This is a genomic window from Adlercreutzia equolifaciens DSM 19450 (genome assembly GCF_000478885.1).
GTDB classification, from domain to species: Bacteria; Actinomycetota; Coriobacteriia; order Coriobacteriales; family Eggerthellaceae; genus Adlercreutzia; species Adlercreutzia equolifaciens.
In genome coordinates this window covers 71,148-82,146 of the sequence record NC_022567.1, presented here as the reverse complement: position 1 = coordinate 82,146, position 10,999 = coordinate 71,148, and the positions used below count along the sequence as shown (strand labels likewise).

Genomic DNA, 10,999 nt, shown 5'->3' with positions numbered 1-10,999 from the left:
CGTGAACAATTGGATAGTCGATCTCAATCAGAAAGAGCAAGCGAGAGGAACAGCTTTGGTATTTGTGCCCCATGCGGGCGGAGGACCCAATGCATTCAGATCTGTCGCACGCGAGATTCGCAGGAAACTTCCTGTCTACGCTATTTGCTATCCAGGTCATGAAAATAGAATATCGGAGCCTCTCGTAGACGATTTCTCGTTTGTAGCAGAGGGAATCGCCAAAGCAGCGTCCGCATATTTTGAAGATCGACCTTTTGCCTATTTCGGACACAGCATGGGGGCCTCCCTTGCCCATGAAGCAGCTCGAATCGCAGCGCTGGATAAACTGCATGGCCCTTCGCATTTGATAGTATCAAGCCGAGAAGCTCCTTCGAGCATCAGAGAGGCCCACGTCCACCTCTATGACGATGCCGAATTTAGGGAAGAATTGCTTCGCGTAGGCGGAATATCTCCCGAGGTGCTCGAGATAGACGAACTCTGCGATATATTTTTGCCGATCATTCGGAACGACTACAAACTGATAGAAGAGTACGTTCCTACAGAAAATTATGAGATGGGCATCGACTGTCCCGTTACGGCTTTCTTAGGGAAGGACGATCCGGAAGCTCTGGAGAATGAAATGAGGGATTGGGCAAACGTTACGACAGGCTTCTTCGAGATGAGGCATTTCCAAGGAGGGCATTTTTACTTCATGGACGATGTTTCCCAAGTCGCCACTGCTCTAGTCGAAACGCTGCACAACAACAGACAATCCAGCGTCTAGATCGCCACACTAACCCTCGAAAGGCACGGCGATTTCCTCCTCGCAGGTGTAGCGCGCCACTCTTTCCGCATGGGTGACAACGACAAGCGCCAAGCCCTCGTCTCGTTTCAGCTGGTTCAACGTATCGAGGATGTCCTTTTGAGTGGTGGGGTCGAGGGCGGAGGTCGATTCGTCGCAAACAAGCACCTTGGGCTCATGGGCGAGGGCCCGGGCGATGGCAACGCGCTGGGCCTGTCCACCCGAAAGCGAGCGGGGGTGCTGGCGTTTGATCTCGTCGGGCAAACGCACCAAGGCCAAAAGCTCCGAGACCCGCTCCCTCACCTCTTTCCTCGACCAGCGAGGATGCACCCGCCTGACGGCGCGAGAAAGCTGGGTGTCCACGCAAAGCGCGGGATTGAGGCTTGTCGCAGGATCCTGCGGCACCATCTGCACGGCGGCAAGCTCGGTTTGCGACCGATCCTTGAACGAGCGCGCGAGAACATGCATATCCCCATCGCCCAAATCGAGCGCCACAGAACCTCTTTCCGCAGGGCGCTCTCCCGTGATGGCCCTGACAATCGTACTCTTGCCCGACCCCGAAGGCCCGAAAAGGGAAAGCCCCCGGCCATGATTGATCGAAAACGCGGCATTCCTCGTTGCAACCTTGCCGTCGGGCGTCACGACATCGAAGCTTGATGCTGAAAACACAGGGGCACCGGCGGATGAATCCATTTCATCGCCGGGACGCCGTTCAAGCCGCTGGGCGTCAACGAGTTTGCGGGCGTAATCGGTTCCAGGGTTGTTCATCAGCTCGGAATGCGAAACCGTTTCGAGAACGCAGCCCTCTTTGAGGACGGTGACGGATTCGGCGAACTTGCCGGCCACATCAAGGTCGTGGGTGATGGCGACAACGCTCATTCCCGATTCGGCGCAGATTCCCTTGATGGTGGCCACGACCTCATCGGCGGTGGCTCCGTCGAGGCCGGCAGTGGGCTCGTCGAGTATAAGCACGCGAGGTTTCGACGCGATGGCCTTGGCGATGGCCACACGTCGACGCTGCCCTCCGGAAAGCGAGCGCGGCCTCCGGTCGAGCAGCCCTTTGACACCCGAGAGGCCCACCCTGCCAAGCAAGCCGAGCGCGTCCTCGTCGTCCATCGGGACGGATTCTGACAGCAGCGCGCGCACCGTCATGTGGGGCGTGAGCGAGAGAGCGGGATCCTGCGACAGCCACGATACCGTTTCCGCCCGGTAGCGCCTCAGCGATGAGCCTTTGAGAGAAAGCACGTTCGCCCCGTCGACGAAGATCGTTCCGGCCTCGTGGACGAGGCCGCTGCGGATGCGTCCCATGAGCGCGAGGGCGAGCGTGGTTTTGCCCGACCCCGATTCTCCGACGAGAGCGCGGTTTTCTCCGGCCAAAATCTCTATCGACAGATCGTCGATAACGCGTTTACCCCCGAGAGTTGCAATCGAAAGGCCCGCTATCTCGACAATCGCGTCCGATCCGTTCGTCACAGGTTGCTCCTTTTCCCTATTCGATCAAGCAGAAGATTGCCCGATATGGTGATGCAGGCAATCGCGATAGTGGGAGCAAGCGCGGCCCACGGGTTCAGGCTGATGCCCGTGACGCCCGTCTGTATCATGGTTCCCCAGTCGGAGCCCGTTCCGAGGGGGTCGAACCCGAGAAAAGCGGCCGTCGCAACAAGATAGACGGAGTTGATGAACCTCATGCCCACCGTGGTTGCCAAGGGAACCGCCAAGTTCGGAAGCACCTCGCGCACAGCCGTCTTCGCCGCCGAATCGCCGGAAAGGCGCGCCGCCGTCACATAAGGCGATGCGGCCACGGGACGGACGAGCGAGCGCGTGTACCGAGCTATGTAGGGTGCCGACACCGCCGTGGTCACCACGATCATCGTCCCCACTCCCGAACCAAGCCCGAACACAAGAACCATGACTACGAGTATCGAAGGAATGACCAGCAGCAGATCGAGCAGGTACGATAACACATCGGCGAACCTGCCCTTCGCACTCACGGCGAACCCGAGAGCCACGCCCACGGCAGCGGCGACGGCGGTGGAAACAGCGGCAACGGCGATAAGGTGCGCGCCGCCGTGCATGAGGCGCGCCAAAACATCGCGGCCAAGCCCGTCGGTGCCCAAAGGATGCTCGGCGCTCGGAGGCATGAACGCGGCCCCCACGGTGCTTGTCCCGTCTGCCGGGGAAAGCGATCCGGCGAGCGCAAGAGCGAGAAAAGCGATGAAGAAGACGAGAAGCACAAGATCGGGCCAAGAGAGCAGCTTCTCGCTAATGCTACGCTTCGATCTCACGGGACCGCCTCCTTCCCAACCCGTCGGCAATCCAGAAAGCCGCAAGCGACACCGCTATGACAACCGCCGAGCAAGCCATGAGCAAATCGGGCTCGCGGTTGAGCACGGCGTTGACAAGAAGCGTGCCCAAGCCGGGAAAGCTGAAAAGGGATTCAATGATGACCGTGCCGCCAATAAGATAAGGTACGACCGAAGCCGCCGACTGCGCAACGGGGGCGACGATTCCGGGCAAGAGGTTTTTGACGATCACCCTTCTTTCCGGCAGACCAGAAAGTCGGGCCGATTCGACATGAAGCGTTTGGTTCTCCCGCTCGACCACGGCGCGCACCGGGCGCACAAGGGTGCAAGCCCCGATGAGGGATATGGCGACGATGGGAAGCACCATGATGATGGGCTTGTCGAACATCGAGCCACTCCCAACGGGAAGAAGCGATACGGCGGGAAACCACCCGAGCTGCGTCGCGAACACCAAGATGAGAAAGAATCCGACAACGAACTCGGGTGTTCCCACAACAGCAAGCGCAAGCGTACTCACAATCTTGTCTGCCGCCTTGCCGCCATGAAGACCCGCGAAAATGCCACCAGCCGTGCCGACCACAATCACCAAAACAAGCGAGATCGCAAAAATCACTCCAGTTCGCGCAAGAGGGCCGACCATAGCGTCGGCTACGGGTAATCCCGACGCAAGAACGGTTCCGAAGTCGCCCTGCAGCGCATGAGCGCACCAGAGAACGAAACGATAGAGTACCGGCTTGTCGAGGCCGTATTGCTGCGTGAGCTCGGCCACACGCTCGGGAGTCGCCTGTAATCCGAGACGCTGCGTGGCGGCATCGCCGGGCAGAGCCTCAAGGGCGAGGAACACGAGCAGACACGTGAAGATCAGCGAGATCGCGAAGAGGAGAATACGGGAGAGTATCCGCAGTGCGCGGTGCCCTCCCGTACGGTCGGCGTTCGGTGACATGCCCTTCGTCCGATTCGCTAAGCGGAGAGGGTTGCCTTGGCGAACAGAGGCACCGAGAGCGTGATGTCTATGCCGTCGAGGCCATCTACCTGCCCGCTCAGATCGGCGCAGTATCCCCAAACGATATCGCCGCCCTCGGCCCAGAGACGCTCCTGTGCTTGGTTGAGGAGTTCCGCCCGGTCGGCCTCATCCACTGCCGAGGTTGCTTGGGCCAAGAGGGAATCGTACTCGTCATCCTTCCACTGGCTGAAGTTGTACGGCGAGCTGCCACCGGTGTACATGACGGCCGAAGCGATATACGGGCGATTGATGAGATAGGTTGCGAAAATCTGCGCTCCGTAGATGTTGTTCATGTCGGAGAACAGCGTCGTCGGATCGATCTCCTTCACCGACACCGTGATGCCCGCCTTCTCCAGCTGGGCTTTGAGCATCTCTGCAGAATCGTTGACGCCGGTGGTGGTTTCGGCGGTCGTGATCTCGAGCTCGGTCACGCCCTTTTCTTCGAGCACCTTCTTGGCGGTGTCGAAGTCGTAAGCACGCTGCTCGAGGGAATCATTGTAGCCCGGCATACCCTGGCCAAGCACATCATTGCCAACCACACCCGCAGAGCGGAAGATGGTGTCGTTCATGGTCTGGCGGTCGACGATAAGCTTGAGGGCCTCGCGTACCTCGGGATCATCGAAAGGCGCGGCGGACGCGTTGAGGCAGAAGCGGAAAGAACTCGAATTCTCGATGCCGCCGTTCAAAACGTTGAAGCCGGACTGGCCTTCGAGCGTGGCCGCGTTCGTCGTCGAGATTTGGTGGGCGAAGTCGACCTCGCCGCTCGTGAGCGCCGTGTACCTCGTCTCGGGATCGGTGATGGGGACGATCTCAACCGTGTCGATGGCCGGAGCGCCTCCCCAGTAATCGGCGTTCTTCTCAAGCACGGCTCCAGTGTCGGGAGAGAAGGAAACGAGCTTGAAGGGCCCGCTGCCGATGTCGCCAGAGAAATCGTCGCCGGCGCTGCCCGCCGGGAACACGAAGGTGACGGCGGAAACGACCTCGTCCCAGAAGGTGGCTTGCGGCGAGAGAAGCTGGAGCGTGAACGTGCGCTCGTCCACAACCGAGCTGCCCTCCCAATCGACGTTCGCGTAGAACGACGAGTACATGGGTGAGGTGCCGGCGTACTGGAGGCTGTAGAGCGCATCTTCAGCCGTGACGGTCTCGCCGTCATGATACTTCACACCGTCCTTAAGGGTGACGGTCCAAGCGCTCGCATCCTCGTTGGGTTCGATGCTTTCGGCAAGCGAGTTCTCCACCACGCCGTTGCGCAGGAGGATAAGCGAGTCGTACACGTTGAGCGCAATCGCCAACGGAAGAAGCGTGCTGAAGGTGGCTGGATCCAACGTGTCCGTCGAGCTGCCCATCATGGCAACCCGCAACGTCTTGGGCGTCTCATCCGACTGAGAAGCGCCCTCGCCGGAATCACTGGTGCCCGACGAGCAGCCAGCAAGCAGCGACCCCGTGCCCATGGCGATGGCGAAGCCTCCCATCAGCTTCACGCAGTCACGGCGAGAAAGAACCCCTTTCCCCAGCATTGTTTCATCTTGTGACATATCCGCTCCAATCATTTTTTCATATCATCCCGTACATCAGCATCTATTCCTTTATATTTAGATAGACACTGTCCAATTAGAACAAGGACATTATAAAGATAAAAGGTTTCTATGTCTAACTTTTTTGTTGGTGGCTTTCGATTGAAACCTGCACAACCGTTCTTTTAAAGCCGTGTTTTACAAATCAGTTTTAGTTTGATTAACAGAAAAACTGGTTTGATACCCGGCTCGGCAATATGTCGTAAGCGAGTAGTAGAGAAGTGTATTTGAAGCGACGAAGGGGGTCTCCTGATATCCTCAGAATCAAATCGGTCTCTCCAGCCCACTAGCTCCCTGCACGCGCTTTTTTGCTTGCAGGTGGCAAAGATTTTTTAGCCATGTGGTCAGAAAGGCACGCTTTGCAAATAGCTTGCGATTACGCCCTCTTCTTTTTCTGATGGAGACAGTGAAAAGCATGCATCCCGGGAGCAATTCGGTTTGAGAGCAAAACAACGCAGGCGCCAAAAGGAGGTTGGCTTGAGGGAGTTCGACCTTGAAGACTAAATCCCCCAGGGCTTATTGCGCTGGCAGCGCCAACCGAGGTAGGTGCCCAGCCGTGAAGGAGGATGCCATTACTCAAAAAGTAACGGAGTGTTGCTATCGACTAAGAGACCGCCTCTTCAAGAAGACGATGGGGAAAGCTTATGGCACTCCAGCGTCAATCGAACACGATAGCAGCGGGTCAGAAAGAGAGACAGCACCATTTTCTCTGCTTTCTGCGAAGTACGTCTTGAAGCTTGGCATTTCAAAAAGCGAGTTCTGCAGACGTACTTTGCTGTCGGAGAAAACTTACGAGCGAATCAAATATGGTCAACTTGCAGATCGTCCTAAACCAGAAACAGTGATGCAATTTTGCGTAGGCCTCGGACTCTCTTTGGAAGAATCCGAGAATCTTTTCAATGCGGCGGGTTATTACCTTGGAGGGTGTAAGCTTCATGAGGCATACAGAGAGTTGCTGTCCATGAACGACAGCCTAACCATCTACGAGTGCAACGATGTTTTGCGTCATTTGGAGCTGCCTTTATTGGCAAGATGGATAGAGATTTCTTAGAAAGAGCACGCCCCATACCCCATAATGAAAGGGCTTCCGACGCCGTAGGCGCTTCTCCTGCACGCATCGTCCGAATTGCCTTCGATGGTGCGCACGGTGGAGCCGTCGCACGACTCCACGATGCCCACGTGGTCGGAGACGCCGTCTCCGTCCCAGTCGAAGAACACGATGTCCCCAGGCGCCGGCGCGCTGCCTCCCGGCAGCCAGCGGCCTGCGGCCTTGAACCACTGCACGCCCGTGGGGCAGTAGGAGAACTTGGGCACCGCGCCCGAATCGATGTACCCGCACTCGTTCGCACACCAGCTCACGAAGCACGCGCACCATTCCACGCGGCTCTCGAACCCGTACCATGACCAGTACGGCCTGCCGCCCACGTTGCCCAGCTGGCTCGAGGCGATCTCCACGATGTCGGCGGCGCCGCCCGCGATCCCGTGGAGTACGGCCCGCCATGCGGCGTCGTGGCGCTCGTCCAGAAGCTCGCGCAGCGTTTCGAGTTGCCCCGCGTCGAACCCGTAGGCCGACGCCATCTGCTCCGCCGTCTTGGCCGAGAGCGTGACGCGCAGCACCTTGGCGGGCGGGGCGTCTTCGCCGTCGGAATCGCTCGGCTCGGCTTCCTCTATCTCGGTTTCTATGGAGTTCATGTCCCAGAACACGGCGCGCAGCGCGCCCTGCCGCGCGGCGTCGAGCGTCAGAACGTCGAGCGGGTTCTCGGCGTCTGCCGCCAGCTTGACCGCGAACACGGCGAGGGTTTCCTTCCACGGGCTCTTGCCGCCCGAAACCGAAACCTCGTCGCATTCCGCCGACGCCTTGGCCTCCTCCACCTTGGCGGCGTGCTCGGCGTCTATCTCCGCCACCACCTCGCGGAGCGGGGGGTTGCCGTCGCCTATGTCGCCGCCCATGAGGAAGATGCCGAACGCCGAGGTGGCGACGAACGCCGCGAGGCATGTCACCACGACCACTGCGGCAGCGGACGACCCAAGACCGGTGAGCGCCGCAGTTGCCGCCCGCGCCTGGAGCGCGGCCATGCGCGCGAACCGGCCCGCGCTGCTTGCCGCCCGCCGCGCGGCGGCGTTCGCGCCCTTCGCCGTAGCTTTGCGGGATGCCCGGGCCGCGCGTGCGCGCGACGCCGCCTGCGCCCTCGTGCGCATGGCTTCTCGGGCGCGCGCGTTCGCCGGCCGGGGCGCCCTCGGCGAAGGGCTCGATGCTTCGCGGCTTGACCCGCAGGATGCCGCGCAACCCCTCGGCGTGCGACGTTCGCCGCGCTCTGCGGACGGGAAGGTCGTGCGCGCGCGTTCCTTGGGGACATTGCGCCGCCGGATTGCGCGGGCGACCCGCGCACCGTTCGCTGTGGCCGCGAAGCCCTCGTGCGCCGTTCGCTCCGATTCGCCGCGCGCCGCCGCCCAGCCGCCTTCGGCTTCATCGCCCCTTCGTTCGCGTGTGTGTGCGGGGTTTGCCGCCTTCGCCGTTTCGCCGACGCGCAGCGCTGCGGGCCGCGCCGCCTTTTGGAGAAGCGCCGCGCGGTCGAGGGTCTTCACGTTCCTGGCGACGACGCGCTCCTTGATGTCGCTCGGCAAGGCGGCCTCCTTTCTGCTTCGTCACTCCCCGGGCTTAGTGGTCATGAGGCGGTAGAGCTCGGTGTCCCTCGGGAAGCGGTTGGCGAACGGCACGATGGCGCCGCCGTAGCGCAGGAGGCCGCAGCCCGCCTCGGCGTTGGTGATGTAGCCCATCTGCTCTCGGCTGATGTTGAGGAGTTCGCCCAGTTTCCCGCGGTCGGCGGCCGCCTGGTTGAGCATGACGATGAGCTCGGAGTTGGAGAGCATCGTGGAGGCCAAGACCGAATCGAGCAGGTACTCCACGTTCTGCGTGATGGCCGTGGGGTAGGCGTTGCGCTTGCGGAAGCGGCGCCACGCGCTGTTGAAGAACGCGCCGGAGTACTCGTTCTCGAACACCACGTGGAACTCGTCTATGAAGATGTGCGTGCGCCTGCCCGCGCGCCAGTTGTCCGTCACGCGGTTGAGCATCGCGTCGGTGATGACGAGCAGCCCCATGGTCTTGAGCTGGCGGCCCAGGTCCATGATGTCGTAGACGAGGAGCCTGTTGCGGGTGTCCACGTTGGTTGGGTGCGCGAACGCGTCCAGCGTGCCCGAGGTGAACAGCTCCAGCGAAAGCGCCAGGTCACGCGCCTGCGGCTCGGGCTGGGCGAGCAGTTTGTCGCGCAGGTGGGCGAGCGTGGGCGCCTCGCCGCCGCGCAGGTAGTCGGCGTACACCGCCGAGGTGCAGCGGTCCACGACCGACTTGGCCTGCGGCCCCAGTCCCCGGCGGTCGAGCTGCTCGAACAGTGACAGCACGAACTCGCTCTTGTCGGCCACGGGGTTGCCTCCCTCGCCGTAGCCCTCCACCATGTCCATGGCGTTGATGTGGTGGGGGCTGCCCGCCGCGATGCGCACCACCTCGCCGCCCAGTGCCTCGGCGAGCGAGGCGTACTCGCGCTCGGGGTCGCATATCACTATGTCGTCGTCGGTCGAGAGCGCAAGCATAGCTATGAGCTCCTTGGTCGAGAAGCTCTTGCCCGAGCCCGGCACGCCCAGCACGAACGCGTTGGGGTTCAGGAGCCGCGACTTGTCGCACAGGATGAGGTTGCGCGATATGGCGTTCTCGCCGAAGTACATGCCGCCCTCCTCCATGATCTCCTGCACGCGGAACGGCATGAGCACGGCGAGGCTCTCGGTGGTGAGCGTGCGCATCGCCTCGATGCGACGCACGCCTATGGGCAGCGCGGTTGACAGCCCGTCGAGCTGCTGGAAGCGCAGGACCGAGAGGCGGCACAGGTGCTTGCGCGCGCACGAGAGCAGCGCCTCGGTGTCGGCGTCGAGCTCCTCGGGCGTGTCGGCAAAGTGGACGAGCGTCACCGTGGCGAACATCATGCGCTGGTCGCGCGACATGAGGTCGTCCAGGAACTCGCGGCTCTCCTTGCGCTGCTGCTCCATGTCGTAGGGCACGGCCACGTTATAGTTCATGTTGGCGTTCTGCCGGCGCGTCCAGTTGGTGATGTTCGTCTCCACACCGAGCAGTCGCCGCTCCACCTCGCGCACCGCCTCGTCAGTGGGCACGGGGACGACGTCTATGGAAAGCGCCATCGCGCGCCTCGCGTCGGTAAGCTCGGCCAGAAAGCCGTCCTTGATGTAGGACGCGTAGTCGGTCAGGTACAGGGCGCGCGCCCAGCGGCCGCCCACCCGCAGGCGGTCGGCCTCAATGCCCGCGCCCTCGGGCGCAACGGCGTCCTTGAACGAGTGCCCCCGGCGCATCGAGGCGCGCACGTCGATGGGCAGGTCGTCGGCGCCGCCCCGGTAGAAGCCCCTCAGAAGCCGCAGCTTGCCCTCTGCGTCGAGCTCCTCGCAGTGCGCCCCGAGGCGCGCGAGGTGCGCGGCCGTCTCCGCCGACGCGCGGTTGAAGTAGGAGCGGGCCTCCTGGATGCTTCTCCCTCCCACGGCGATGGTAAGGTATATCTCGCGCACCATGGAATTCGCCCCCGTGGCCTTCTCTATGAGCATGGCGTTGTACTCCTCGCGGTAGCGGTCGAGCCCGTCGCCCTTGGGCGGTATGAGGATGCGCCGCCCGAGGGCTTCGGCGTCGAGCCTGCGCACCGCCACGGTGACCTTGGCCCGCGCGTCGGAGTCGAAAGAGTTGAGCAGGTCCGAGTAGCCCAGGAACATGGCCTCCTTATCCTCCTTTGACGCCGCCGCGTAGTTCACGTCGCTCACGCGCCAGGTCTTCGCGTACTCGCCGTCGTCGGTGAGGCACACGCCGTCGGGCCAGATGCGGCGCACGGGCACGGCGTCCTCGGCGGTTTTCGGCGGGACGAACCGCGTGCCGCCTTTGCGCCGCCTAGCTGCGAGTGCGGCCATGATGCCCTCCTTTCTCGCGGCGGATGCCCTTCGCGCGATGCGGCGTGCAGACGGCCTCGTAGTACAGGTTCTGCGGGCGCGCGGGCAGTTCCTTGGGGGTCAAAAGCGCGTATTTGGCCCACGCCCACGCCGCGCGTTCGACCGCCATGCCGTGCCAGGTGACGAACCCCAGCGCGGCGAACGGGGCCGCTCCCGCGATGCACGCCCAGGAGAGCTCGTCCAGTCTCAGGAAGGGCGACAGCCCGAAGTAGAGCCCCACGGCGGCGACGCAGGCGAGCAGCGCGAAGACGCACTGCCGAAGCGACATGCCGAAGAACACCCCCTCGGTATACTCGCGTATCTCTCGGTTGACCTTCACTTCCACTTCTTGCTCCTCTCTGCC

Annotated in this window: 9 protein-coding genes; 2 read left to right on the top strand and 7 right to left on the bottom strand. The window is 61.8% G+C overall.

Annotated features, from left to right (window positions below; genetic code table 11):
• Nucleotide 1 precedes the first annotated feature (1 nt).
• The gene (locus AEQU_RS00335) at nt 2-763 is read left to right on the top strand and encodes a thioesterase II family protein (protein ID WP_013981123.1); all 762 of its coding nucleotides are present in this window, start codon (nt 2-4) and stop codon (nt 761-763) included.
• A 9-nt stretch (nt 764-772) separates the two neighbouring features.
• Here AEQU_RS00335 and AEQU_RS00330 read toward each other — a convergent pair whose 3' ends face one another.
• From AEQU_RS00330 to AEQU_RS00315, 4 genes are read right to left on the bottom strand one after another with little or no spacing between them, the layout of a single operon-like run.
• On the bottom strand, nt 773-2,254 hold the full coding sequence (locus tag AEQU_RS00330) for an ABC transporter ATP-binding protein (protein ID WP_009305516.1): 1,482 nt from the start codon (nt 2,252-2,254) through the stop codon (nt 773-775).
• Nucleotides 2,251-3,066, bottom strand: a complete 816-nt coding sequence (locus AEQU_RS00325; RefSeq protein ID WP_009305517.1) for an ABC transporter permease — start codon at nt 3,064-3,066, stop codon at nt 2,251-2,253. Before AEQU_RS00325 ends, AEQU_RS00330 begins: the two co-directional genes overlap by 4 nt.
• On the bottom strand, nt 3,050-4,027 hold the full coding sequence (locus tag AEQU_RS00320; RefSeq protein WP_009305518.1) for an ABC transporter permease: 978 nt from the start codon (nt 4,025-4,027) through the stop codon (nt 3,050-3,052). Before AEQU_RS00320 ends, AEQU_RS00325 begins: the two co-directional genes overlap by 17 nt.
• Before the next feature lie 17 nt (nt 4,028-4,044).
• On the bottom strand, nt 4,045-5,604 hold the full coding sequence (locus AEQU_RS00315; protein ID WP_009305519.1) for an ABC transporter substrate-binding protein: 1,560 nt from the start codon (nt 5,602-5,604) through the stop codon (nt 4,045-4,047).
• 613 nt (nt 5,605-6,217) lie between these two features.
• Here AEQU_RS00315 and AEQU_RS12195 point away from each other — a divergent pair.
• The gene (locus tag AEQU_RS12195; protein ID WP_175282520.1) at nt 6,218-6,712 is read left to right on the top strand and encodes a helix-turn-helix domain-containing protein; all 495 of its coding nucleotides are present in this window, start codon (nt 6,218-6,220) and stop codon (nt 6,710-6,712) included.
• On the opposite strand, the gene AEQU_RS00310 is transcribed toward AEQU_RS12195, so the two are convergent.
• The 3 genes from AEQU_RS00310 to AEQU_RS00300 form a co-directional block, all read right to left on the bottom strand.
• Entirely contained in the window at nt 6,709-7,860 is a 1,152-nt protein-coding gene (locus AEQU_RS00310; RefSeq protein WP_022738130.1) for a C40 family peptidase, read from the bottom strand. The two genes, AEQU_RS12195 and AEQU_RS00310, sit on opposite strands and share 4 nt — an antisense overlap.
• A 447-nt stretch (nt 7,861-8,307) precedes the next feature.
• Nucleotides 8,308-10,617, bottom strand: a complete 2,310-nt coding sequence (locus AEQU_RS00305; RefSeq protein WP_009305522.1) for a VirB4-like conjugal transfer ATPase, CD1110 family — start codon at nt 10,615-10,617, stop codon at nt 8,308-8,310.
• Nucleotides 10,598-10,981, bottom strand: coding sequence for a PrgI family protein (locus AEQU_RS00300; protein ID WP_009305523.1), 384 nt, complete (start codon nt 10,979-10,981; stop codon nt 10,598-10,600). Before AEQU_RS00300 ends, AEQU_RS00305 begins: the two co-directional genes overlap by 20 nt.
• Nucleotides 10,982-10,999 lie beyond the last annotated feature (18 nt).